Origin of the sequence: Pseudoalteromonas sp. APC 3355 (assembly GCF_030407615.1) — a bacterium.
GTDB lineage: Bacteria > Pseudomonadota > Gammaproteobacteria > Enterobacterales > Alteromonadaceae > Pseudoalteromonas > Pseudoalteromonas distincta.
In genome coordinates this window covers 368,212-393,110 of the sequence record NZ_JASDDB010000001.1, presented here as the reverse complement: position 1 = coordinate 393,110, position 24,899 = coordinate 368,212, and the positions used below count along the sequence as shown (strand labels likewise).

Sequence of the window (24,899 nt, the reverse complement as noted above, 5' to 3'; positions counted from 1 at the left end):
AAAACGCCGCAAAAATTGCGGCGTTTTCGTTACTAATTAAAAGTATTACTTACTAAAAGTATTATTTAACTGGGCGAGGCTCAGTTCGTAAACCTAAAACTAAACTTAAACACATAAATAATAATACAATAGTAAATGGCAAGCCTGTAGAGACAGCGCCTGCTTGTAGTGCTTCAATTGCTTGTGTGCCACCAATCCAAAGTAAAGCAGCTGCAATTGCGCCCTCAACCGATGCCCAAAATATACGTTGTGGTACCGGTGCATCAATTTTACCGCCAGCTGTAATTGAATCAATTACTAATGAACCAGAGTCAGATGACGTAATGAAAAATACCAACACTAATAAAATTGCAATAAACGATAAAATATTAGATAAAGGTAATTCATCAAGCATTTGGAACATAGCTAAAGGTACTTCAGTTAAACCATTAGTGCCTAACGCACCAATACCATTAACTACTTGATCAATCGCAATACCGCCGTAAATAGACATCCATAAAACAGTAACTAGAGTAGGGATAAGTAAAACCGCAATTAAGAATTCACGAATTGTACGACCACGTGATACACGCGCGATAAACATACCTACAAACGGTGACCAGGAAATCCACCAAGCCCAGTAAAACACAGTCCAACCATGCATCCATGTTTCGTCTTCACGACCGTGAGGATTACTCAATGGAATAATATTTTCTACATAGCCCATCACGGTAGTTGGTACATTACCCATTGCTACAGCAAAGCCTACTAAACATACAAACAATAATAATGAAAACGCAATTAGCATATTTACATTACTTAGCAGTTTCACACCACCGTCAATACCACGAACCACAGAGACAATGGCTAAAAGTGTTACACCCGCAATAACTAGAATTTGAGAGCCAATGCCACCTTCTGTACCAAATACATGGTTAATACCTGCAGAAGCTTGCTGCGCACCTAAACCTAAAGATGTTGCAAGGCCAAATAACGTAGCAAGTACAGCTAAGATATCAATGATATGACCAGGCCAACCCCAAGCTCTATCACCTAATATAGGGTAAAAAATAGAACGAATTGAAAGCGGTAAACCTTTGTTATAGGTAAAAAATGCAAGAGATAAACCAACAACAGCGTAAATAGCCCAAGGGTGAAGACCCCAATGAAACATAGTTGCGCCCATTGCTAATTTTGCAGCTTCTGGTGTATTAGCGGCTACATTAAGCGGTGTTTCGTACCAACCAGTAAAGTAAGCAACTGGTTCAGCAACGCCCCAAAACATAAGGCCGATACCCATACCCGCAGCAAATAACATAGCAAGCCATGAAACGCGAGAGTGAGAAGGTTTAGCGTCATCACCACCAAGGCGAATATTACCGTAAGGAGAAACAATAAGTGCTAAACAAAAGAGTACAAAGAAGTTAGCAGCCCACATAAATAGGGCATCAAAATTATTAATAATATCGGTCTTAATACTATCAAGCGCTGTTTTTGCAGTTTGTGGGTCGGTAACAAGTATGGCGATTAAAAAGATGACAATCAGGCCCGCACTAGTTCCAAAAACAGGGTTGTGAATATCAAACCCCCACTTTTGTACGTTGTCCTGACCTACGGTGTAATCCGTGTTGTCAATACTATATTTGTCATGATTTTCCTTCATGCAATACCTCTTTAGTTGTCCTAACAAGCCAAAATAAATTCGGCGTCATATCGAATTACATTAGTCTTTAAATATTAAGTAAAAAGTAATACCGTAATTATTTGAAGACTAACTAATTTGAAGCGTGATCATACAGCTAGTAGTGTATGAGTTAAATATTAAATGTAAATGAATTTGTATTTAAAACGCTGTTTATATGGCCAAATTCATGATTCTTTCATTTAAAAGCCCTAAATTTAAAAATTCAGTGAACGTTAAAATTTAGTTTGCTATTAAAAGTATTAATTTACTTGGTTAAGTAAAAAAAGATCATTTTTAAGTAGCTTAATTAATGCTTAAATATTAGGGCTTGTTAGTCTTTTAGGATTGAAATTTATTAAATCTAGGCGCAATTTAATCGCTCCTAGATTTATAGCTTAGCGGTTCGGTAACAGCTTATGCGTTATTTTTCATGCTTGCATGCAAATAAAAATAATCAAAAGCCGGCTAGCAAAGAGCAAATTTCTCTTCAAAGCTATTATAAATTTATAAGCCGATAAGCATCTTTAATCAAGTTGTAATATGAATATGATTTAACACAACATTAGGGTATGTTGAATTTTGGCGATTGAATTTGCAGTAGTGTGTTTGGTTTTTAGGCAAGGCAGAGGCTATGTAGTGTGGTCATTCCCCATAAATAGGCGATAACGCAGCATAAATACCAAACATACACTGCCCTTTGGGTTCTTTCTAGGGACGATTAACTCTTTGTTACTCGGTTTTTACTTAGCCCACTAGGTTACAAACCTCGTGCCGCGATTTAATCGCCCCTAGATTGAACAAATTTCAATCCAAAAAGCTCAGCATGCCCTAAGCTATATTTTATAAATAGATAGGCAAAGGATTAATACTATTATGCGTGAAAGCGTTACATACGATACCAATCAAAAAGAACTTGTTAAACGCTTTTGCATCGTTAGAGACGAAAGCCTAGCTATTATTGAACCACTCACTGTAGAAGATTGCCAATTACAAGCTATGGCTGATGCCAGTCCTACTAAATGGCATTTAGCGCATACCACGTGGTTTTTTGAAACGTTTTTACTTAGTGTTCATTGTAAACAGTACGCAGTGTTTAACCCTCACTATAAAATGCTTTTTAATTCTTACTACAATGGGATTGGAGAGCAATTTAAACGGGCAAACAGAGGAAGCTTATCTAGGCCAGGTTTAGACGAAGTGCTAGCTTACAGAGAACATGTAGATAGCCGCGTGATTGAATTACTTAAGACTGACGTTGACCCGCACATTAAAGATATTATTGAACTTGGGTTACACCACGAGCAACAGCATCAAGAACTAATGCTTATGGACATCAAATATAACTTTTCAGTAAATCCAATATTTCCTCAATATAAAACATCGCTTTTAAATAGCCAAAAAAAATCAGCTGATATTAAACCCCTTAATTTTATCAATTTTGAACAAGCCATTATTAATATTGGCACAAATGCCGACGATGAATTTGCATATGATAATGAGTGCCCCAAACACCAAGTACTAATTCATCCATTCAGTTTTGCTAATAGATTGGTCACTAATGGTGAATATTTAGACTTTATAAATGCCGGTGGATATAGCAATCCACAATATTGGTTAAGCGACGGTTGGGCGCATATTCAAAACACTCGTTTAACGCATCCATTATATTGGCATTGCATAAATAACGAATGGTTTGAGTTTACACACTATGGATTGCAGCCTTTAAATTTAAGTGCCCCCATCAGCCATGTTAGTTATTTTGAGGCCAGCGCCTATGCTAATTTTGTAAGGGCTCGCTTGCCTACAGAGTTCGAATGGGAATATGCAGCTAAAAATACACCATTAACAGACACTAATAATAACTACCTAACACCACAACAAGCAAAAGATGATACTGAAATAAACCAGTTAACGGATTCATGTTGGCAATGGACAAACAGTGCATATTTGCCATACCCCGGTTTTAAGCCTATTGAAGGAGTAGCAGGGGAATACAATGGTAAATTTATGAATAACCAAATGGTGTTACGGGGCGGGTGTGTGTTTACCCCTCAAAACCATTTACGACAAACATACCGAAATTTTTATTACCCACATCAAGCGTGGATGTGCAGCGGGATAAGACTAGCTAAGGATATAGTATGAGCCAAGTAACAGCGATTAAACAAAGTAACATAACCGACACTGAATTTTTAAACGACGTGATAAGCGGATTAACTCAACAACAAAAAACGCTTCCGTGTAAGTATTTTTACGATGATAAAGGTGCTGCATTATTCGAGCAAATAACATCCTTACAAGAGTATTATGTTACACGTACGGAGTTGTCTATTTTAGAGCAATACTCGCAGTCAATTGCTCAAATGCTACCTGAAAACCTTTCTATTATTGAGCCTGGGTGTGGTTCGGGTAAAAAGGTCGCGTATTTATTAGCGCACATGGCAAACGTAAAAACCTTCGTACCGTTTGAAATTTCTGAGGAGATGCTCAGTTATTCACTTGCACATTTGTCGCCATTATTTCCAGATTTGGCAATTTCGCCATTACTAGGAGACTTTACACATAGCCAAATGGTTAAACAGCTAACCAAAGACACCGCTTTAGACAGTCAAACTAATTTGGTGTACTTTCCGGGCTCTACTCTTGGTAATTTTGCCCCAGTTAAAGCCATAGAAATTATGAATAATTTCCATCGCTTATGTGGTGTAAACGGTTATGTATTAATTGGGGTTGATTTAGTAAAAGAGCGCCAAGTGTTACTTGATGCATATAACGATAAAGCGGGGATCACCGCTGCATTTAATAAAAATTTACTACAACGTATTAATAACGAGCTAAGTGGCACATTTAATTTAGATAACTTTAGCCACGAGTCACGCTTTAACGAGCAACATAGCCGCATTGAAATGCATTTAGTAAGTAACTGTAATCAAAGCGTGATTATAAATGATCAGCAAATAGACTTTATTGAAGGCGAAAGTATCCATACAGAAAACTCTCACAAGTACACGCTCGAATCGTTTAAGCAGCTTGCAGCGCAAGCTAATTTAAAGTTAGAGCAAACATGGCAAGACGATAGTAATTATTTTGCATTGTGCTTATTAAGGCCGCTATAAACGTTACTTAATATGTTTAGGGCGTGTTGATCTTTGATAGGCGATAACGCAGCATAAATGCCAAACATGTGCTGCCTTTCGGGTTCTGCCTAAGGGCGATAAACTCTTGGTTGCTCGATTTTTACTTAGCCCACTAGGTTACAAACCTCGCGCCGCGATTTAATCGCCCCTAGATTGAACAAATTTCAATTCGCAAAGATCAACACGCCCTAGTAAATGACAACTTTAGCATTGTTAAACTCATAGTTTAGCAATGCGCCACTATTTGATTGCTGTACAAGCATAGCTTTATTTAAACCGTACAGTCTAAATAGCAGGGGGGCAATAACAGATACCGCAGAGCCCGTTGCACTGTCCTCATTTACTCCAAACTGGGGTGCAAAATATCTAAAATGCGCTATGGCATTTTTCTTGTCTTTATTTTTTATACTAAGCGCTATAACTGCATTTTTGTGGAGTTTACTCAAAGCCTTAAAATCAACATGTAAGCTTTTTAAATAGTCTTTTTCAACGTCTTTACTAAATTCTTCATTAAATTCTTTATTAAATAATACAACCGTATAACCGTTTTTATCACCGGTACTGTAGGCTACTTTTATTGCGGTTGAAAACACACTTTTTAACTCACCTTTAGCTAATTCGCTTTTTTTTGGCTCTATACTTTTTAGTAACAACTGGGCGCGTTGTTTTTTTACTCTTATAGTAAAGCGCTCATGACTCATTGCTGTAAATACTTCAGGGCAATAACCAAAATACTTTATTAAAAAATTAGCGGCCGCTAAAGTACCATGCCCACAGCGTTTAATTTCACTTGTTTGGTTAAACCAGCGAATATTACAATGGCGTTTAGTTATCTCATTTTGATTTAAAAATACGGTAGCAGGGTGGTTTGATTGTGATGCAATATATTGCATTGTTTTTGATGTTAACCCAATTTTATAAATAACAATTAAAGCACTAGAGCCTTTTAAGTTATTTGCAGGGCTATAAAAAACAGATTCGGTGGAAGTGAGTTTTATAAAGCGAAGCGTAAGCCATTTGGGCTTACGCTTCGTTAAACAAAGAGTGTTATCCTTTGCTTGCATAAGCGTCGTTATGAACGCCCGAAGCACGACCTGATGGATCTGCATTGTTTTGGAACGATGCGTCCCATGCAAGTGCTTCAGGAGTCGAACACGCTACCGATTTACCATGCGGTACACATTTAGCTGATGCATCACCAGGAAAGTGCGATTCAAAAATAGTACGGTAGTAGTAAGCTTCTTTTGAATCTGGCGTATTAATAGGGTATTTAAATTTAGCATTTGCAAGCTCTTGATCGCTCACTTGCTCATTTACAAACTCTTTTAACGTATCAATCCAACTGTAACCAACACCGTCTGAAAATTGCTCTTTTTGGCGCCATAAAACTTCATCAGGCAAGTAGCCATCAAAACCTTCACGTAAAATGTGTTTTTCGATTTTGCCATCTTTACACATTTTAGCTTCAGGGTTGATACGCATAGCAACATCAACAAATTCTTTATCAAGGAACGGTACACGTGCTTCAACGCCCCATGCTGCCATTGATTTATTAGCACGTAAACAGTCAAACATATGCAGTTTTGATACTTTACGGTTTAGCTCTTCATGAAACTCTTGTGCGTTAGGGGCTTTATGGAAGTATAAGTAACCACCAAATAGCTCATCAGCACCTTCGCCAGATAACACCATTTTAATGCCCATCGCTTTAATTTGGCGAGCCATTAAGTACATAGGTGTAGAGGCACGAATCGTTGTTACATCATACGTTTCAATGTGGTAAATCACTTCACGCAGAGCATCAATACCTTCTTGAATGGTAAAAATGATAGGGTGGTGAATAGTACCAATCATGTCAGCTACTTTTTGGGCAGCGGCTAAATCAGGTGAACCCTCAAGGCCTACTGAAAAAGAATGCAGCTTAGGCCACCATGCATCGCTTTCGTCGTTATCTTCAATACGTTTGGCAGCAAAGCGCTGGGTAATAGCAGAGATAACCGATGAGTCTAAACCACCAGAAAGTAATACACCGTAAGGCACGTCACACATTAGCTGGCGTTTAACGGCCGCTTCTAATGCATCTTTAACGTCTTGCGCTTGTGCGCTGTTATCTTTAACTGCATCAAATGTTTCCCAATCACGCTTGTAATAAGGTGTCATTTTGCCATCTTTGCTGTACAGGTAATGCCCTGGTGGAAATTCTTCAATATGCTTACAAATTGGAGAAAGTGCTTTTAACTCAGAAGCAACGTAAAAGTTACCGTGCTCGTCGTGACCAGTGTAAAGCGGGATAATACCAATATGGTCACGGCCAATTAAGTAAGCGTCATTTTCTTCATCGTATAAACAAAATGCAAAAATGCCATTTAGATCATCTAAAAAGTCAGGCCCTTTTTGTTTATAAAGCGCTAAAATAACTTCACAGTCTGATTGAGTTTGAAAAGTAAAATCAACATCTAGCTCTGCTGCAAGTTCTTTATGATTATAAATCTCGCCATTAACCGCTAAAATATTTGTTTTTTCAGGATTATATAAAGGCTGTGCACCGCTTGATACACCAACAATAGCTAAACGCTCATGTACTAAAATAGCTTTTTCAGATGCATATACACCAGACCAATCTGGGCCACGGTGTCTAAGCAGCTTTGACATTTCAATTGCTTGGGTACGCAATTGAGCGGGATCAGATTTAATATCTAATACCCCAAAAATTGAACACATAGTAACTCCTCATTCCTATTATGTGTGCAGCAAAGCCAATTTGCTGTGCTGCGAAACCTTGTTTTATCAGAAAAAATTACTCAAGTCACATAGCTTTTACAATTAATTAAGAATAATTTATGCACCAAGTTATATGTAACCGCACCAAAGTGGTCAATGCGTGGTGCCTGCTGTTATTTTTACGTCGTTATTATTGTTCAAAGCTTGTGCAATCATCACTTTTAGCGCGTTAATAACAGTGTCTTTACACATGCTTGGTGCGCCATTGTGGTGCACAGCTTGGCTTGGTAAATAAGGAATATGCACAAAGCCACCTTTCATTACAGCGCAGTGATCATTTATATAATGCATAAGGCCATACATAACGTGATTGCATACAAACGTACCTGCCGTATTGGAAATGGCAGCAGGTATATTGCTGTTGTGCAGTGCTTGAAACATACGCTTTATGGGTAAATTTGTGAAATAGGCATCAGGGCCATTTTTTTCTATTGGTGAATCGACAGGTTGCTTACCTGCATTGTCTTTAATACGTGCATCGTCAACGTTTATTGCAATACGCTCAATTGATATTTCGCTGCGCCCACCGGCTTGGCCTATACATAAAACAACCGCCGGATTATGTGACTCAATGGCGTTTATAAGCTGACTAATAGACGTATTAAACTCACAGGCAAGTTCTAGTGTACATATTTTGTGTTTCATGATGATAGTTTCATCAAGTTTTTGCACTGCTTGCCAAGAAGGATTGATAGTTTCGCCACCAAAAGGCGCAAAGCCGGTTATTAATACACACGCCATAGAAGAAGTTGATTTAGTCATTAAACACCAAGCTATACATTAAAATAATATTAACGGCGAGTAAGGTAACTGCCGTCGGAATTTGAACCTTTATTACATAGCACTTATCTTTTAAGTCTAAAAGAGCTGCAGGAAGAATATTAAATTTGCTGTCATAGGCGTCATTAACATACCGCAATAACCGCTATACATGCCGAGCGCAACTAATGGAGCAGGGCTTGCGCCATGACCTCCAATTAAAAATGCCATACCTACACAATACAAAAAACCAGTATAAAACGATTATCAGGGCCAATAATTTAAGTCGAACATAGTTTTCCTATTTATTTTTAGAATATTTTATAGGTTATTTTTAAGTGCAAGGCTCAATTGATGTAGGTGTCCGTCAAGTTTCTGCTTCGCCTTTGCTGCTTCTTCAAACGTTACATATTTAAACTCAACAGTATCTAAAGGTCTAAATTGTGCAAATTGACGTAAGTCGGCTTCAATAACAGTCCCTAACAGAGGGTAGCCCCCTGTGGTTTGGCCATCATTTAGTAACACAATTGGCTCTCCACTTGGTGGTAATTGAATACTCCCAGGGCTCACCCCTAATGATGGCAAAGAGTGCGAATGCCCCAAATTATTTTTATGCTCAAGCCTTACGCCCATTCGGTTACTATTATTGCTGACTTTAAAAGCGGTAGACACAAAGTTGCTAAGTAAAGTATCGCCTAATAAGTTGGCATGAGGACTTGGATGCAGGCGTATAAGTTTGCGCTGGGCGGGAGCAATTGCGCCTACCTTTATAAACTCTCCATAATAAGGAGTAATAGGTATTTCATCACCAGTGGTGAGAGATCTACCTTCAAAACCACCAAAACATGCGTTTAAATCTGTAGACTTAGAACCCATAACCTCAGCATTTTGTATACCGCCTTTCACTGCTAAATAAGCTCTTAAGCCTGCTCTACCAGTAGCAAAACTTAGGACTTGTTTGTTTTTTACTGTGTATGTCCAACCAGGATAAATTGCATGTCCATCAAGGGTTGCTTGCAAATCTGCACCATGAAGCGCAATTACTGTGTCGCAGGTAAATTCCAGTTCGCACAAACCCACAGTTATTTCTAAAACGGCATCATTGTCGTTATTGTTAAGTAATCTATTAGCAATTATTTGTGCATAAGGGTCTAGGCTGCCCGCTTTGCTTACACCTAAATGGCGGTAGCCCTCACGGCCAAAATCTTGAATTGTAAGTAATACACCACTTTTAAGTACTTTAATCATGATTTGCTCCTTTATTAACGAGCGGAACAAATTCAAGCGTATCGCCTGGTTGAATTAAACAAGGTTGCTCAGAGGTCGAATCAAACAAAGCAGTATCTGTATGGCCTATTATATGCCAACCACCTGGGGTATCTGCGGGGTAAATGCCGGTTTGTGCAGCACCTATCGCAACAGAGCCTTTAGGAACCCTAGTACGTGGCTTATCACGTCTTGGTGTATGTAATTGCTCATTTAAGCCATGTAGGTAAGCAAAACCGGGCTGAAAGCCTAAAAATAAAACGTAGTACTTGGTTTTACTATGAATATTAATAACTTCATCGGCACTTAAATTATGATAGCGAGCCACGTAATTAATGTCCTCACCCTTGTATGAGGTTTTGATTAAGTGATGCTGCCCCTTAAAAGTACTCGTTTTAATATCATTCCACAGCGAAGGTAGCACTTGTACCCACTTATTTAAGTGTTTATCTGATTTTAAATAAAGAGTGAGCGAGTTCATGGCTGGCACTAAATCGTTAAATTCATCAGTGCTTTTACAGTGGCTAGCTAAAGCCCAAATTTTCTTTTGAATAGAGAGTCTATCTGTAGCGTCTAAATGCGATGCATCAAACAGTAAACTACTGTTTGTTAATGCATAAATATGAGGAGCTGGCTTCATTAAATAAACCTATTTGTACAACATAATTTAAACGTAACACAGTTTTATTAATTTATTTACACCATTGCGACTAAGTGGTTATGTTTATTGCCCAACATACTTTAAGAGTAGTTTTATATTCAATTAATTGTATTTAACTTATTGAAGACCAAAACTTAATACGCTTCGTACTAAATAAGTAATTAGGTTGAAATGAAAATTAGGATAAGGAGGTCTTAGTTAGCACGCACTTGTTTAAGAGGTACTTTATGAAACACCAGCATTTATTATATTTATCAGGCGCTGCTATTATATTTAGCGCAGGCAGCTTTGCTTTATCTATGGAAAAGGTTGAGCACAGTAATGTAGAAGCCACCATGCATGTAGAAACCATTGTACTTGGATCGGGTTGTTTTTGGGGAGCCGAAAAACGCTACGAAGCGCTTAATGGCGTTATTGATGCTGAATCGGGGTACGCTGACGGCAATGGCTTTAAAGCTACCTACAGAAACATTACTGATCAGTCTCGTCGTTTTGACGAGAACAATTATGCTGAAGTTGTACAAGTTATGTATAACAGCAATATAATTTCAGCAAAAGATCTCTTAAAAAACTATTTTGAAAGTCACGACCCTACGCAAAAAAATCGCCAAGGTAACGACATTGGTACGCAATATCGCTCAATTGTATTAACGACCACTGATGCGCAAGCTAAAGTAGCTGAGCAAGTTAAATCGCAATATCAGCAGCTTTTAACTGATGCGAGCTATGGCAAAATTGAAACAGTTATTAAACCGCTTCAAGGTTTTGTATCGGCAGAAGAGTATCATCAAAATTATTTAGAAAAGAATCCTAATGGCTATTGTCCCGATCACTCTACCGGTGTTGTTTTTAATAAAACACCTGTAGAAAAAGTAGATAACACTGCTTTACTAGCAGGAAAGCAAATAGTGGTACTTGATTCACGTGAATACTGCCCATATTGTGAAAAGTTTAAAAAAGCAGTCGCAAATGATTACAAAGGAACAATACCAATGTCGTTTCGCCATGCTGACCAACTTGATGATTTAACTATTAAGTCAGCCACGTGGGCAACACCAACCATTTTGTTTTTAGAAAATGGCGTTGAGGTATATGGTCGTCAAGGTTACGCAACGCCTGAAGAGTTTTATAAAGCATTAGGCGCTTTTAAACTAGGTAACAGTGATGCTTATAAAGTTGCATTTGATGCACGAACAGATAGACCTTACTGTAAAGAGTACAAAGAGTTTAAAAATACACCAGACGGCACTTTTGTTGATAAATTAAGTGGCGAGCCACTATTTGATACAAGCGATAGGTTTAACTCAGGTACTGGTTGGTTGTCCTTTACTCATCCTGTAAAAAACAACGTAACACAGCACGACGATAGCAGCTGGGGCATGACACGCATTGAGCTTCGCTCTAAAAGTACAGGCATACACTTAGGGCATCTATTTCCAGGTGAAGGTCCAAGAGGTCGAGATCGTTACTGTATTAATGCAACAGTCCTTGATTTTGTACCGAGAGATAAAAGCTAAACCCTTTCTTTGCGAAGCCTGATTTTAATCAGGCTTTTTTTTGCATAAAACAAAATAGGCTTATCATAATCTTTGCAAATTTGTTAAAATTTAAGCGTGCAGCTAATCGTCAATAATATTACTTAGGTTATTAATGAATCAATTAAAAAAAATAGCAACGCAGTTAATATATTTGCCATTCGCTTTACTGCTTTTAATAAACAACGCTAAATCAGCGACTCATTACGTAGTAGGCGTAGAGAATATAGAATACCTTCCATACTACGATGGTAGTGGGGCTGATAACCGCGACTATTATGGTTTCAGTCAAAAGTTACTTACCTTGTTTGCCCAGCAGCATGACTTTGAGTTTGAGTTTTACACACTACCTATTAATCGACTTTACAAAGAATTTGTGGAACATCGCCATGTCGACTTTAAGTATCCAGATAACCCTAGCTGGAAACCAAGCTACAAAGCTTCATTTATTGATGTAAATAAAATTATTTATTCGCAGCCAACCGTTGTGACTAAAACGGGCATTGCGAGTTTAAATAAAAATATCACTATTGATGAATGCATTAGTTTTGCAACGGTAAGAGGGTTTACGCCTCAAAGCTTCAAACCGTTAATGAATAATGAAAACGTTGAGTTAATAGAAACAGCTAACGTAATTGAATTAATAGAGTTGCTTTTAAAAGAGCGAGTGGAGTGTATTTACATATCTAACGATGTATTAAATTATAACCTCCTAAAATACTTTAAATTAACCCGACCTGTTTATTTTCAAAACGAATTGCCGACAGATTTACAAGCCTTTCTATTATCGTCGATTGACTACCCTGACATAATCAAGAAATTTAATACCTTCTTGATTTCACATAAAGTGCAAATAAGTAAATTAAAAAAAGAATATCAAATTAAAAATTAATTAAAAAAGCCCCGTAAGTTATAACTTACGGGGCTTTTAAAAGTATTAAACTTATATTGCATATCATGTGGTTTGCGCCAAAAATAAAAACAGTTCAAGCTAAGTCACCACCTAACTTGAACCGCTTTTTCACACTGACAACATCTTCACACACAATATAAAGATTCTGTTTACTACGCTTTGGTAGCTTTGTATTGCATACCATGTGGTTTGAGCCAAAAATAAAAACAGTTCAAGCCAAGTCACCACCTAACTTGAACCGCTTTTTCACACTGACAACATCTTACACACACAATATAAGATTCTTTTCACTGCTACGTTTGAGTTACTAGAACTCTAAAGGTTGCATTTATTGCTCTTAAGAAACAATTTAACTAAGTTGTTTTGAGCTGATAAAGCAACTTTAATATTTAACTTTATTTTCGACAAACGATAAAAACGAAACCAATGAGTGAAAAAAATTAAACTATAGACTTTAGTCTAATGTATGGCGCTAAGTTTATGTATTTAATTAAAAAATATTATTTAAATTTGCAGGAAGTTATACCAATCTGCTTATATATGGGGTCTATTTAACGTTAAGAAAATTACGCTAGAACTAGGCAAAAATTTTTGTATCTAGTTGTTCTCGGCAATTGCTCCCTGCATTGCTCTACCTCCTGCATCCATGCAGTCGTAAATAAAAAATTTTTAACGACGTAATAGTGCAATTTAATTAGTTAAATTGATCAAAGATTTATGCAGGTTGGTATTAGACGAGTTCAGTAATACAACACAGAGTTGGTTGTATTACTGAACTCACTTAATAGGGGATTATTCTTGGATTTTTCTAAACGTATTTACAACCCACTTCGCAAATAAATCAAGGGGGTGATTAGGCGTGCTTGATTCGTGCTGCACTAAATAGTATTTATCTTTAGTTGTTAAAGGCTGTTCGAATAACTTGTAAAGCCATTGCTCATCTAGCCAGCTTTGGCTAATAGGCAGTGGGATAAGTGCAATCCCCATGCCTTGCTGCGCTGCACGCGCTACACCAAACATGCTATCTATTTGAATAATCTGCGAAGGAGAAAAGTCATCAATCCCTGCTTTTTCGGCCCACTGATGCCAAGCCCAAGGGCGAGCTTTGTGCAAGATTAGCGGAACTTGGTTAAGGGCTTGACGATGATCGTCCCTCCACTGATCGAGCAATTTTTTATTACATGCAGGAATATATTCAAGGTTAAACAACTCAGTCGCTAACCCTTCAGTAGGTTTACCTGAGGACAATACAATAGATAAATCGCTATGACGCGTTAATTCTTTGCGTGTTTTAAGCGTGTCCATTTGCAGGTTTATATTAGGGTGTTCTGACGTCCACTCACTTAATTTAGGCATGAGTAGTTCGCTGGCAAAAAATTCAGGCAGCGTAATCGTCAAATTTGTATTTTGCTGCATCTGACTAAACTCATTAATGGTGCTCTCTAACATTGTGATGATAGGAGACACAGCATCAAAAAAGTTTTTACCCGCTGTGGTTAAGCTAATTGAACGCGTTTTACGTTGAAAAAGCTCAATACCAAGTTGTTCTTCAAGTTGTTTTATTTGATGGCTTACCGCAGACGGCGTTAAGTACAGCTCATTAGCTGCATGCTTAAAACTTAGGCTTCTTGCGGCAAAGCAAAAAGAGCGAAGGCCACGAATAGGAGTTTGCATGTTTTCCAGAATTATTTAATTTATTGAGACGCCTTACTTAGGCAAAATTTGAACCAACTATTTAATTTTTAAATATCAGTAGGTTAAAAATAAAATTAACGCTAGTTCACAAAAAGGGTGCAGGCTATCCACAAAATAGTGCAAAGAATCTAAGCGCTTACATTTAATTTATATTTGTATTATAGATAAAATTTACTACAGATGTATGAATGACGGTAAAAATAATGACAAAAGATAAAAAAAATCCCTCGTAAGAGGGATTTTGGGTAACTCAGCGCCATTGGCACTGGGAATGAGGTCGGTACAGGGTAAAGCGTTATTTTAAGTTAAAGCCTAAAAAACCATTTCTGGAACTTCACCGTCAACAAGTAACTTACCTGCTGTTTTACTAATGATTTCATCAACAGTAACGCCCGGAGCACGTTCTAATAGATGAAATGCGCCGTCTTTAACTTCTAATACGGCTAAATCTGTTACTATTTTTTTTACGCAATTAACGCCAGTAAGCGGTAAAGAGCAGGCCTCTAATAGTTTAGAGTCACCATGCTTACTTGCATGGGTCATAGTAACAATAATATTTTTCGCGCCAGCGACTAAATCCATCGCGCCACCCATGCCTTTAATCAGCTTTTTAGGGATCATCCACGATGCGATGTTGCCGTTCTGGTCAACTTCAAATGCACCCAGAACGGTTAAGTCTACATGACCACCCCGTATCATGGCAAAACTATCTGCACTATTAAATATGGCTGCACCTGTGGCTGCTGTCACGGTTTCTTTACCCGCGTTAATCATATCGGCGTCTAGCTCTGCTTTAGTTGGGTACGGGCCCATGCCTAAAAGGCCATTTTCGGACTGTAACATAACTTCAATATCATCTGGTACATAGTTTGCGACGAGTGTCGGAATTCCTATGCCCAAATTTACGTAGTAACCGTCTTGAAGTTCTTGTGCAACGCGCATTGCAACTTGTTCACGTGATAATGCCATAATTATGCTCCTGCTTAATCTCGTGTTGTTACACGTTCAATGCGTTTTTCAAAGCTGCCTTTAATAACGCGATTTACAAAAATACCTGGGGTATGAATTTGGCTTGGCTCAAGCTCACCCGGTTCTACAATTTCTTCTACTTCGGCAACGGTAATTTTGCCCGCTGTTGCCGCCATTGGATTAAAGTTCATGGCGGTGTGTCTAAACACTAAATTACCAAAGCGGTCGGCTTTCCACGCTTTAACAATAGCAAATTCACCCGTTATAGATTCTTCTAAAATATACGGGCGACCATTAAACTCTTTTACGTCTTTGCCTTCAGCAACTGGAGTACCGTAACCGGTTGCGGTGTAAAACGCAGGTATACCCGCGCCACCAGCACGCATTTTTTCAGCTAGTGTACCTTGAGGCGTAAGCTCTACATCAATTTCGCCACTTAATAACTGCTGCTCGAATAGGGCGTTTTCGCCAACGTACGAGGCAACTACTTTTTTAATTTGTTTGTCTTGTAATAAAATACCTAAACCAAAGTCATCAACACCACAGTTATTAGATACTACGGTTAAGTTTTTTGTTTGCATGTGCTTAATTTGTTTAATTAAGCCCTCAGGAATACCACATAAACCAAAACCACCGGCAATAATGGTATCGCCGTCTTTTAATCCTTCCATTGCAGCTTCGTAACTAGAAACTACCTTATCAAAACCGGCCATGAGTCTCTCCTCATTGTGTGCTATTTGTTGTTAACTATCGTGAATCATCATTTCATAAGATAGCTATTTAACCTGAACTCTGGTTAATAGATTTACTAACATATGAATCAGGGTGATATTTAAATTTATTTTCTCTAGCCAGAGATTTTCAGTGAAAACAAGGCGAATTTACGCGTCAATAGCTGGCCTATTGCAAGTAAATTCAACGCAGTTAGTGCTGAAAATAGCTGCTCGAGATAGATTTATTATCCAGAGCTCAGGTTATTTTGTGTGTAGTGCCACAGATACTTTGCTCACAGGTTGCTTACCAAGTGCTTTGGTTATTTCCCAGCCAGTGTCACTTAACCTTTGTAAATCAATTCCATGCTCAATGCCAAGCCCTTGCAGTAAGTAAACTACATCTTCGGTGGCAACATTTCCTGACGCACCCTTAGCATAAGGACAGCCACCAAGGCCCGCAACTGCCGCGTCAACCGTTGCAATACCTAGGCTTAAAGCTGCGTAAATATTTGTGAGCGCTTGGCCGTATGTATCATGAAAATGCACGGCCAACTTGGCTTTATCAATGTGCGTTAAAAGTAACTCGATTAATTGCGTTACTTTTTTTGCGGTGCCAACACCTATGGTATCGCCAAGGCTTACTTCGTAACAGCCTAAATCTAATAGCTTTTGCGATACACTCAGTACTGCTTGTGGGTCAATTTCACCCTCATAAGGGCAACCTAGCACACAGCTTACATAACCACGTACGCGAATATTATTCGCTTTAGCAAACGCCATTACTTCGCTAAAACGTTCAATACTTTCGTCTATTGAGCAGTTGATATTTTTTTGACAAAACGACTCACTCGCAGCTGTAAATATAGCAAACTCTTTAATGCCAACAGCATGCGCTGCTTGTGCACCTTTTAAGTTAGGTGTAAGGGCACTTAAATTTACGTCAGGTAAATCTAGCGCTGATATTACATCCGCTGAGTCTGCCATTTGCGGCACCCACTTAGGAGAGACAAACGCACCAGCTTCAATATCTTTTAAACCTGCAGCACTTAGGGCGTTAATAAGCGCTACTTTATCGGCTGTGCTTACTGTTTTTTCGTTTTGTAGGCCGTCTCGCGCACCAACTTCAACAATACGTACTTTAGTTGGAAAGGCACTCATTATGCACCTTCCTCAGTTGTATCTTCTACTATAGCAAGCAGAGCACCATGCGTTACTAATTCGCCTTCACCAAAACAATAGCTTTTTAAAATGCCGTCGTGTGGTGCGTTAAGCGTGTATTCCATTTTCATGGCTTCGATAATAACAACCGCATCGCCTTTGGTAATTGTGCTACCAATGTCGATTAAGTGCTTAACTACTGTGCCATTAAGGGGCGCGGCAAGAGGCAGTGCTTCGCTTTCGTGCGAACTAATATAATGTTTATCAACTAGCTCAAGCTTAGTTTGCAGTGCTTTATTCATAACAGTGACAATATTGCCACCAGTACTATTGCCAACAGTATTATTACCTACCGTAGTTACGTGCGCGGTATGTTTTTCGCCATTAATAAATACACTGCACAGATTATTATTTAATGTGCCTTGTAGGTTAAATACGTGCTCGCTATGCGTAATACTATAGCCCGCTGCCGTTTTTATAGCGCTTAGCTGTAAATCGGCAAAAGGGACTGTAATTACTTGTGGTGCATTGAGTGTAAAACCACTCAGTTGTTGCCACGGGCTTGCACTGTTTTGCGCATTTTGGGTATTAGTTAGCGATTCTAAATATGCAAAAGCAGCAATAAGCTGGCTCGTTTGTAATAACGATTCGTCAACCGCAACTAACGAGTCGCCTTGCTCTGCAATAAAGTGTGTGCTTGGCGCACCTTGTTTAAAGGTAGGGTGGCTTGCTAAATTATGTAAAAAGCCAATGTTTGTGCTAAAACCCGCTAAATGAAATTGCTCAAGGGCTTGTTGTAAGCGGCTCAGTGCTTGTTCGCGATTGTCGTCGTGCACAATAAGTTTTGCAATCATTGGATCGTAAAACGGGCTGATTTCGTCGCCTTGTGCAATGCCTGTATCAATGCGTACAAATTCACTGTTAAGCGGTGTGTGTAGTGCTTCAATAGTGCCCGAGCACGGAATAAAGTCGTTGGCTGGATCTTCTGCGTATATACGTGCTTCAAAGCTATGACCCTGCAATTGAATATCACTTTGTGTCAGTGGCAATGTTTGCCCACCCGCAATATTTATTTGCCAATTGACTAAATCTACACCGGTTACCATTTCGGTCACTGGGTGTTCTACTTGAAGGCGCGTATTCATTTCCATAAAGAAAAATTCATCGCCACACAGTAAAAACTCAACCGTACCTGCGCCTCTATAATTTATAGCCAGAGCACAACGTACAGCCGCTTCGCCCATTTCTTTGCGTAGTTCGTCAGATAAACCCGGAGCAGGGGCTTCTTCAATTACTTTTTGATGACGACGTTGCAAAGAACAATCACGATCGCCTAAATAAACACAGTTACCGTAGTTATCCGCAAATACTTGCACTTCAACATGGCGAGGCTGGTTAACGTAGCGCTCAAGTAATACTAAATCGTTACCAAAACCGGCAATCGCTTCACGTTGCGCACCTTGTAATGCGCTCATAAAGTCTTTTGCCTTTTGTACAACGCGCATGCCTTTACCACCGCCACCAAAGGCAGCTTTAATTAGTACAGGGTAGCCAATTTTTTCAGCTTCACTTTGTAAAAAAGCAGGGTCTTGTTTATCGCCGTAATAACCAGGTACTAATGGCACATTAGCAGCTGCCATTATTTCTTTAGCGCGGGTTTTAGACCCCATTGCTTCAATGCTACTTGCTGGTGGCCCTATAAAAGCAATGTTATTAGCTTCGCAGGCTTTAGCAAATTCACTGTTCTCAGATAAAAAACCATAGCCCGGGTGAATACAATCAGCGCCGCAGTCTTTGGCAACTTGTAAAATTTTGTCTGCTACTAAATACGAATCTTTACTTGGCGCGGCACCAATATGGTAAGCCTCGTCAGCCATTTTTACGTGCTGGGCATGTTTGTCTGCGTCAGAATAAACCGCGACCGTGGTTAAGCCCATTTGTTTTGCGCTGCGCATTACTCGGCACGCAATTTCTCCACGATTGGCAATCAGTATTTTTTGTAATCGTTGTGTGTTCATAATCAATCCTACAGTTGCCAAGCGGGTGGGCGTTTATCAAAAAAAGCACTTAGCCCTTCTTGACCTTCTTCAGATACGCGAATTTTTGCAATACGCTCTGCGGTAAGCTCAATGAGTTCATCGGTAATTTCTTTATTTGCTACATCGTTAATTAATGCTTTTGCGGCTTTTACTGCAACAGGTCCGTTATCAATCAGTGTTTGCAGCATATTATCGAGTGCACAGTCTAAATTACCGGTTACTTGATGAATTAAACCAAGTTGCTTAGCAGTATGTGCATCAAACACTTCAGCCGTTAAAAAGTACCTGCGAGCAGCGCGCTCACCAATGGCTTTAATGACATACGGGCTAATAACCGCCGGAATAAGACCCAGCTTTACTTCACTTAAACAAAATTGCGCATCGTCTTTACTAAGGGCTATGTCGCAACAGGCAATTAAGCCCAGAGCACCACCAAAAGCAGCACCTTGCACAGCACAAATTGTAGGATGAAGGGATCTTGCTAATACATGCATTAATTTAGCTAATTGCATTGAATCAGCTAGGTTATCGGCATAGTTGTTATCCGCCATCGATTGCATCCAGGCTAAATCGGCGCCTGCTGAAAAGTGTTTACCCTCAGTTTTTAAAACCAAAGCACGAATATCAAGCGTATTTGCATGTTCAATACACTGGATCAGCTCATGTATTACTTCGCTGTTAAATGCGTTTCTTTTTTCTGGGCGACTTAACACAAGTACAGCCACATTAGATTTTGTTATTTGTAGTGTTACTGACATTTTGCGCTCCGGTTACATTCTAAATACGCCAAATTTCGAATCACGTTTTGGTGCGTTATTCGCAGCCGTTAACGCAAGCCCTAATACATTACGCGTATCGGCAGGGTCTATAATGCCGTCATCCCACAAGCGTGCGCTTGCGTAATACGGATGACCTTGCTCTTCGTACTGATCAATAATTGGCTTTTTAAAATCACTGATTTCTGGCTCGCTCATGGTTTGGCCTTTGCGTGCTAAACCATCTTGTTTAACTTGCGCCATTACACCGGCTGCTTGCTCGCCGCCCATTACCGAAATACGGGCATTAGGCCACATCCACATCATAGTTGGTTCAAATGCGCGGCCACACATACCGTAGTTACCTGCGCCGTAAGAGCCGCCAATAAGTACAGTGAATTTAGGCACATCAGCACACGAAACCGCCATCACCATTTTAGCGCCGTGCTTAGCAATACCTTCAGCTTCGTATTTTTTACCCACCATAAAGCCGGTAATATTTTGTAAAAACACTAAAGGAATATTGCGCTGAGCACACAGCTGAATAAAGTGCGCGCCTTTTTGCGCCGACTCACTAAATAAAATACCGTTATTAGCCACTATGCCAACGGGGTTGCCATAAATGCTGGCAAAACCGGTGACTAACGTTTCACCAAAATAGCGTTTAAATTCATCAAATGATGAGTCGTCCACTGTGCGCGCTATTACTTCGCGTACATCAAACGGCTTTTTAAGGTCGGTGCCTACAATGCCGTAAAGCTCGTTAATATCGTAACGCGGTGGTTTTACATCCTCTAGAAGAGGGGCTGTAGGGCGTGTGTAATTAATACGCTCGATACATTGGCGCGCAATAGAAAGCGCATGAGCATCGTTTTCAGCGTAGTGATCGGCAACACCCGAAATTTTACAATGCACATCGGCACCGCCAAGCTCTTCGGCGGTTACTTCTTCGCCGGTTGCTGCTTTTACAAGGGGCGGACCTGCTAAAAATATAGTGCCTTGATCTTTTACAATAATGCTTTCATCGGCCATTGCAGGTACGTACGCACCACCTGCGGTACATAAGCCCATTACTACAGCAATTTGTGGAATGCCTTTACCCGACATACGGGCTTGATTGTAAAAAATACGACCAAAATGCAGCTTATCCGGAAATACATCATCTTGCTCAGGCAGGTTAGCACCGCCGGAATCCACCAAATAAATACACGGTAAGTGGCAGCGCTCTGCAATGTCTTGTGCGCGTAAATGCTTTTTAACGGTAAGCGGAAAATATGTACCGCCTTTAACCGTGGCATCGTTTGCAATAATCATGCATTCAACGCCTTTAACACGGCCAATACCGGCTACAACGCCTGCACAAGGTATTGCTTGTTCGTACACACCAAAGGCAGCAAATTGCGAAATTTCTAAAAACGGTGAGCCTTCGTCAATTAATGTATTTATGCGGTCGCGTACAAATAATTTACCACGGCCTTCGTGGCGCTCCTTTAATGCAGCGCCTCCGCCTTGGCTAATTGTTGCTACTTTACTGCGTAAATCATCCACCAGCGCTGACATATTTTTATGGTTTTGCACAAACGTTGGGTCGTGAGGATTAACGCTCGATTTTAAAATAGTCATGGTTTAATCCTTAACGGCTTTCTGTGAAAAGTTCGCGGCCAATAAGCATGCGACGAATTTCGGATGTACCTGCACCAATTTCGTATAATTTAGCGTCACGAAGAAGACGACCCGTTGCGTATTCGTTTATGTAGCCATTGCCACCTAAAATTTGAATTGCATCTAGCGCCATTTTAGTTGCAAGCTCTGCGGCGTATAAAATGGCACCGGCGGCATCTTTACGGGTGGTTTCGCCTCGGTCACACGCTTTAGCTACCGTGTATACGTATGAGCGCGCAGCATTCATTTGTGTATACATGTCGGCTATTTTGCCTTGAATTAACTGAAATTGACCAATAGGGGTATCAAACTGTTTACGCTCATGAATGTACGGTACCACTATGTCCATACACGCTTGCATTATGCCAAGCGGGCCCGCTGCAAGTACTACGCGTTCGTAATCAAGGCCACTCATAAGTACTTTAACGCCTTCGTTTAAGTTACCTAAAATGTTTTCCTCGGGTACTTCGCAGTTTTCAAATACTAACTCACAGGTATTTGAGCCGCGCATGCCCAGTTTGTCGAGCTTTTGCGCTGTTGAAAAACCAGGAAAGTTACTTTCAACAATAAACGCGGTAATACCTTTAGCGCCGGCGTTTAAATCTGTTTTAGCGTAAATAACTAACGTGTGCGCGTCTGGACCATTGGTGATCCACATTTTATTGCCATTTAAAATGTACTTATCGCCTTTTTTCTCGGCTTTGAGTTTCATCGATACAACGTCAGAGCCCGCATTAGGCTCGCTCATTGCAAGGGCACCAATGTGCTCACCACTAATAAGCTTTGGTAAGTATTTTTCTTTTTGAGCTTGTGTGCCGTTACGGTTAATTTGATTAACACACAAGTTTGAATGCGCACCATAGCTTAAACCTATAGAGGCACTGGCACGGCTTATTTCTTCCATAGCAATAACATGTTCTAAGTAACCTAAACCGGCGCCGCCAAGTTCTTCAGATACGGTCATACCTAGTACGCCCATTTCGCCCATTTGAGTCCAAAGTTGATTTGGAAAAGCGTTATCTAAGTCCGTTTTTTCAGCAAGCGGGGCAATCTCCTGACTCGCAAAACTGTTTACGTGGTCGCGGATCATATCGGCGGTTTCGCCAAGGCCAAAGTTCATTTCTTTATATAGTGAAATAGTGCTCATGATTCATTCCTGTGTGACGTGTGTGTTGTCAGTGTGTTTTTATTTTAAAAATAAACTTACTCGTCTATTTTATTAAGCGTGTCTCTACAGCGGCGCTCGGCCGTCACCAACTCCATAAGAACAACTTTAATGTCGTCCATTTGTTGAGATAGGTCTGCTTTTTTTTCTGAAATAAGGTCAAGCATAGTAACCAACTGCTTAGCGCTTGATTTATCTGCGTCGTACAGTTCAAACAAACGACCGGTTTCGGCCAATGTAAAGCCAAGGCGCTTACCACGTAATATTAGTTTTAAACGCACTTTATCGCGTTTTGAATAAATACGGGTTTGACCATTACGATCAGGCGTTATTAACCCTTGGTCTTCGTAAAAGCGAATAGAACGGGTTGTAATGTCAAATTCTTTAGCGAGTTCGCTAATGCTAAATGTTTGTTCATTACTGGCCGGCATTTTGGCTGAGCTTGCAAAGTTTGTTTGATTATCTGGTTTCATAATTGTATTTACCTCATTCGAATAACTCCAATATAAGTGAAGTTTACGTAAAGGTAAAGCTTGGTGTGATTTGAAACTATTTATAAAGAGATGTTTGAGCGAGGCATTGATTTATATTATTAATATTCAATGGGTTACTTTTATTTTATCAGTGTAGTCTAACCGATGGAAAATAATCCTTACACTTATAAAACTAAAAATTAAGCTGTTTTTAGTTGACGTTGGCGTAAACGTTAGTATTGTGTAAGGGTATTAAATAATAAATGAATACTAAATTAATAGAGCAAATATACTAACAACTATTTGCATATAAATACAATGGAGTTAGTTATGACTTTAGAATCAGTGGTAATTGTAGCAGCAAAACGCACCCCAATGGGTGGTTTTATGGGAGCGTTAAGTGATGCGCAGTCTACCGAGCTTGGCGCTACCGCCATTGCCAGCGCACTTGCACAAACTGGTTTAGCTAATAACGCTATAGATGAAGTAATTATGGGCTGCGTATTACCAGCAGGCCTTGGACAAGCACCCGCACGCCAAGCAATGTTAAAAGCAGGCCTTGCACTTAGCACTGGCGCTACAACAATTAATAAAGTATGTGGCTCTGGTTTAAAAGCGGCCATGCTTGCAAACGATTTAATTAAAGCAGGCTCTATTCAATCTGCTATTGCCGGTGGCATGGAGAGCATGACAAACGCACCGTACTTTATTCCAAAAGCGCGTGGCGGAATGCGCATGGGACATGGCGAAATAAAAGATCACATGATGAGCGATGGCCTTGAAGATGCTTACGACAACAAAGCAATGGGTTGTTTTGCACAAGACACCGCCGACGAATACGGCATTGGCCGCGAGCAAATGGATGCGTTTGCATTAGGCTCATTAAGTAAAGCTAAAGCCGCGATACAAAATGGTAGCTTTGATAACGAAGTTGCACCCCATACAATGCAAACACGCAAAGGCGATGTAACAGTATCGATTGATGAGCAACCAGGTAACGCCCGCCCAGAAAAAATTCCTACCTTACGTGCAGCTTTTAAAAAAGACGGCACTATTACAGCGGCTAATTCATCGTCAATTTCAGACGGTGGCGCAGCGCTTATATTAATGAGCGAATCAAAAGCAAAAGAGCAGGGCTTAACACCGCTTTGTAAAATTGTGGCGCACAGCACGCATTCTCAAAAACCAAGTGAATTTACAGTAGCGCCAGTAGGGGCTATGAACAGCGTGCTTGAAAAAGCAGGTTGGGCTGTAAACGATGTTGATCTTTGGGAAATTAACGAAGCATTTGCCATGGTAACCATGCTGGCTATTAACGAGTTAAAACTTGATGAAAGCAAAGTAAACGTTAATGGCGGTGCATGTGCACTTGGCCACCCAATTGGTGCAAGCGGCGCGCGTATTTTAGTAACGCTTATTCATGCCCTTAAAAACCGAGGCCTTAAAAAAGGCATTGCGTCTTTATGTATTGGTGGCGGTGAAGCGGTTGCTATGGCCGTGGAAGCGTATTAACTAGGTATTTAATAGTTATAAGAAAGCTGTACGAATAACTATA

20 protein-coding genes and 1 pseudogene are annotated in these 24,899 nt (G+C 39.8%); 5 read left to right on the top strand and 16 right to left on the bottom strand.

Features of this window, described 5'->3' with window-relative positions; genetic code table 11:
- Positions 1-61: 61 nt before the first annotated feature.
- Entirely contained in the window at positions 62-1,642 is a 1,581-nt protein-coding gene (locus QMA08_RS01725; protein ID WP_149605572.1) for a BCCT family transporter, read from the bottom strand.
- 894 nt (positions 1,643-2,536) lie between these two features.
- Here QMA08_RS01725 and egtB point away from each other — a divergent pair.
- Positions 2,537-3,808: an ergothioneine biosynthesis protein EgtB gene (gene egtB, locus QMA08_RS01720; protein ID WP_290173429.1), complete on the top strand. Its 1,272-nt coding sequence runs from the start codon at positions 2,537-2,539 to the stop codon at positions 3,806-3,808.
- Positions 3,805-4,779: an L-histidine N(alpha)-methyltransferase gene (gene egtD / locus QMA08_RS01715; protein ID WP_033041141.1), complete on the top strand. Its 975-nt coding sequence runs from the start codon at positions 3,805-3,807 to the stop codon at positions 4,777-4,779. Before egtB ends, egtD begins: the two co-directional genes overlap by 4 nt.
- Positions 4,780-4,988: 209 nt before the next feature.
- Here the strand turns inward: egtD and QMA08_RS01710 are convergent, their stop codons facing one another.
- From QMA08_RS01710 to pxpB, 6 genes and pseudogenes are all read right to left on the bottom strand, one after another.
- The gene (locus QMA08_RS01710) at positions 4,989-5,864 is read right to left on the bottom strand and encodes a PhzF family phenazine biosynthesis protein (RefSeq protein ID WP_290173428.1); all 876 of its coding nucleotides are present in this window, start codon (positions 5,862-5,864) and stop codon (positions 4,989-4,991) included.
- Positions 5,848-7,521, bottom strand: a complete 1,674-nt coding sequence (asnB, locus tag QMA08_RS01705; protein ID WP_290173427.1) for an asparagine synthase B — start codon at positions 7,519-7,521, stop codon at positions 5,848-5,850. Before asnB ends, QMA08_RS01710 begins: the two co-directional genes overlap by 17 nt.
- 153 nt (positions 7,522-7,674) lie before the next feature.
- Entirely contained in the window at positions 7,675-8,343 is a 669-nt protein-coding gene (gene pcp, locus QMA08_RS01700; protein WP_290173426.1) for a pyroglutamyl-peptidase I, read from the bottom strand.
- Positions 8,336-8,618: pseudogene (locus QMA08_RS01695) on the bottom strand (DUF979 family protein); the annotation flags it as partial. The gene pcp and the pseudogene QMA08_RS01695, both read right to left, overlap by 8 nt.
- A gap of 43 nt (positions 8,619-8,661) precedes the next feature.
- Positions 8,662-9,588: a biotin-dependent carboxyltransferase family protein gene (locus QMA08_RS01690; RefSeq protein ID WP_290173424.1), complete on the bottom strand. Its 927-nt coding sequence runs from the start codon at positions 9,586-9,588 to the stop codon at positions 8,662-8,664.
- Complete coding sequence (pxpB, locus tag QMA08_RS01685; protein ID WP_290173423.1) at positions 9,581-10,246, bottom strand: 5-oxoprolinase subunit PxpB; 666 nt, start codon at positions 10,244-10,246, stop codon at positions 9,581-9,583. Before pxpB ends, QMA08_RS01690 begins: the two co-directional genes overlap by 8 nt.
- Positions 10,247-10,494: 248 nt before the next feature.
- Here pxpB and msrA point away from each other — a divergent pair, with 248 nt between their 5' ends.
- Together msrA and QMA08_RS01675 are read left to right on the top strand one after the other, a co-directional pair.
- Positions 10,495-11,784, top strand: coding sequence for a peptide-methionine (S)-S-oxide reductase MsrA (gene msrA / locus QMA08_RS01680; RefSeq protein ID WP_290173422.1), 1,290 nt, complete (start codon positions 10,495-10,497; stop codon positions 11,782-11,784).
- Between the two features lie 133 nt (positions 11,785-11,917).
- The gene (locus QMA08_RS01675) at positions 11,918-12,694 is read left to right on the top strand and encodes an amino acid ABC transporter substrate-binding protein (protein WP_138489015.1); all 777 of its coding nucleotides are present in this window, start codon (positions 11,918-11,920) and stop codon (positions 12,692-12,694) included.
- A gap of 813 nt (positions 12,695-13,507) precedes the next feature.
- Here QMA08_RS01675 and QMA08_RS01670 read toward each other — a convergent pair.
- The 9 genes from QMA08_RS01670 to QMA08_RS01630 form a co-directional block, all read right to left on the bottom strand.
- Positions 13,508-14,389 (bottom strand): LysR family transcriptional regulator, encoded by an 882-nt coding sequence (locus QMA08_RS01670; RefSeq protein ID WP_002961883.1) that lies wholly within the window; start codon positions 14,387-14,389, stop codon positions 13,508-13,510.
- Between the two features lie 333 nt (positions 14,390-14,722).
- Positions 14,723-15,379, bottom strand: a complete 657-nt coding sequence (locus tag QMA08_RS01665) for a CoA transferase subunit B (RefSeq protein ID WP_002961879.1) — start codon at positions 15,377-15,379, stop codon at positions 14,723-14,725.
- 14 nt (positions 15,380-15,393) lie between these two features.
- Positions 15,394-16,092: a CoA transferase subunit A gene (locus tag QMA08_RS01660; protein WP_008135270.1), complete on the bottom strand. Its 699-nt coding sequence runs from the start codon at positions 16,090-16,092 to the stop codon at positions 15,394-15,396.
- Between the two features lie 261 nt (positions 16,093-16,353).
- Positions 16,354-17,250, bottom strand: a complete 897-nt coding sequence (locus QMA08_RS01655) for a hydroxymethylglutaryl-CoA lyase (RefSeq protein WP_290173421.1) — start codon at positions 17,248-17,250, stop codon at positions 16,354-16,356.
- Positions 17,250-19,268, bottom strand: coding sequence for an acetyl/propionyl/methylcrotonyl-CoA carboxylase subunit alpha (locus tag QMA08_RS01650; protein WP_290173420.1), 2,019 nt, complete (start codon positions 19,266-19,268; stop codon positions 17,250-17,252). The genes QMA08_RS01655 and QMA08_RS01650 overlap by 1 nt, the downstream gene beginning before the upstream one ends.
- A gap of 8 nt (positions 19,269-19,276) precedes the next feature.
- Positions 19,277-20,047: an enoyl-CoA hydratase/isomerase family protein gene (locus QMA08_RS01645; RefSeq protein ID WP_290173419.1), complete on the bottom strand. Its 771-nt coding sequence runs from the start codon at positions 20,045-20,047 to the stop codon at positions 19,277-19,279.
- A 12-nt stretch (positions 20,048-20,059) separates the two neighbouring features.
- Complete coding sequence (locus QMA08_RS01640; RefSeq protein WP_290173418.1) at positions 20,060-21,667, bottom strand: carboxyl transferase domain-containing protein; 1,608 nt, start codon at positions 21,665-21,667, stop codon at positions 20,060-20,062.
- 10 nt (positions 21,668-21,677) lie between these two features.
- Complete coding sequence (locus QMA08_RS01635) at positions 21,678-22,853, bottom strand: isovaleryl-CoA dehydrogenase (RefSeq protein WP_290173417.1); 1,176 nt, start codon at positions 22,851-22,853, stop codon at positions 21,678-21,680.
- Between the two features lie 56 nt (positions 22,854-22,909).
- Entirely contained in the window at positions 22,910-23,344 is a 435-nt protein-coding gene (locus QMA08_RS01630) for a MerR family DNA-binding transcriptional regulator (RefSeq protein ID WP_165723432.1), read from the bottom strand.
- Between the two features lie 330 nt (positions 23,345-23,674).
- On the opposite strand from QMA08_RS01630, the gene QMA08_RS01625 reads away from it, so the two are divergent.
- Positions 23,675-24,856: an acetyl-CoA C-acyltransferase gene (locus QMA08_RS01625; protein ID WP_007376569.1), complete on the top strand. Its 1,182-nt coding sequence runs from the start codon at positions 23,675-23,677 to the stop codon at positions 24,854-24,856.
- The last annotated feature ends 43 nt before the right edge of the window (positions 24,857-24,899 follow it).

What these genes read in the sequence shown, in the direction of transcription:
- QMA08_RS01725 (WP_149605572.1), bottom strand. Translation starts at nt 1,642, where the DNA reads ATGAAGGAAAATCATGACAAATATAGTATTGACAACACGGATTACACC.
- egtB (WP_290173429.1), top strand. Translation starts at nt 2,537, where the DNA reads ATGCGTGAAAGCGTTACATACGATACCAATCAAAAAGAACTTGTTAAA.
- egtD (WP_033041141.1), top strand. Translation starts at nt 3,805, where the DNA reads ATGAGCCAAGTAACAGCGATTAAACAAAGTAACATAACCGACACTGAA.
- QMA08_RS01710 (WP_290173428.1), bottom strand. Translation starts at nt 5,864, where the DNA reads ATGCAAGCAAAGGATAACACTCTTTGTTTAACGAAGCGTAAGCCCAAA.
- asnB (WP_290173427.1), bottom strand. Translation starts at nt 7,521, where the DNA reads ATGTGTTCAATTTTTGGGGTATTAGATATTAAATCTGATCCCGCTCAA.
- pcp (WP_290173426.1), bottom strand. Translation starts at nt 8,343, where the DNA reads ATGACTAAATCAACTTCTTCTATGGCGTGTGTATTAATAACCGGCTTT.
- QMA08_RS01690 (WP_290173424.1), bottom strand. Translation starts at nt 9,588, where the DNA reads ATGATTAAAGTACTTAAAAGTGGTGTATTACTTACAATTCAAGATTTT.
- pxpB (WP_290173423.1), bottom strand. Translation starts at nt 10,246, where the DNA reads ATGAAGCCAGCTCCTCATATTTATGCATTAACAAACAGTAGTTTACTG.
- msrA (WP_290173422.1), top strand. Translation starts at nt 10,495, where the DNA reads ATGAAACACCAGCATTTATTATATTTATCAGGCGCTGCTATTATATTT.
- QMA08_RS01675 (WP_138489015.1), top strand. Translation starts at nt 11,918, where the DNA reads ATGAATCAATTAAAAAAAATAGCAACGCAGTTAATATATTTGCCATTC.
- QMA08_RS01670 (WP_002961883.1), bottom strand. Translation starts at nt 14,389, where the DNA reads ATGCAAACTCCTATTCGTGGCCTTCGCTCTTTTTGCTTTGCCGCAAGA.
- QMA08_RS01665 (WP_002961879.1), bottom strand. Translation starts at nt 15,379, where the DNA reads ATGGCATTATCACGTGAACAAGTTGCAATGCGCGTTGCACAAGAACTT.
- QMA08_RS01660 (WP_008135270.1), bottom strand. Translation starts at nt 16,092, where the DNA reads ATGGCCGGTTTTGATAAGGTAGTTTCTAGTTACGAAGCTGCAATGGAA.
- QMA08_RS01655 (WP_290173421.1), bottom strand. Translation starts at nt 17,250, where the DNA reads ATGAGTGCCTTTCCAACTAAAGTACGTATTGTTGAAGTTGGTGCGCGA.
- QMA08_RS01650 (WP_290173420.1), bottom strand. Translation starts at nt 19,268, where the DNA reads ATGAACACACAACGATTACAAAAAATACTGATTGCCAATCGTGGAGAA.
- QMA08_RS01645 (WP_290173419.1), bottom strand. Translation starts at nt 20,047, where the DNA reads ATGTCAGTAACACTACAAATAACAAAATCTAATGTGGCTGTACTTGTG.
- QMA08_RS01640 (WP_290173418.1), bottom strand. Translation starts at nt 21,667, where the DNA reads ATGACTATTTTAAAATCGAGCGTTAATCCTCACGACCCAACGTTTGTG.
- QMA08_RS01635 (WP_290173417.1), bottom strand. Translation starts at nt 22,853, where the DNA reads ATGAGCACTATTTCACTATATAAAGAAATGAACTTTGGCCTTGGCGAA.
- QMA08_RS01630 (WP_165723432.1), bottom strand. Translation starts at nt 23,344, where the DNA reads ATGAAACCAGATAATCAAACAAACTTTGCAAGCTCAGCCAAAATGCCG.
- QMA08_RS01625 (WP_007376569.1), top strand. Translation starts at nt 23,675, where the DNA reads ATGACTTTAGAATCAGTGGTAATTGTAGCAGCAAAACGCACCCCAATG.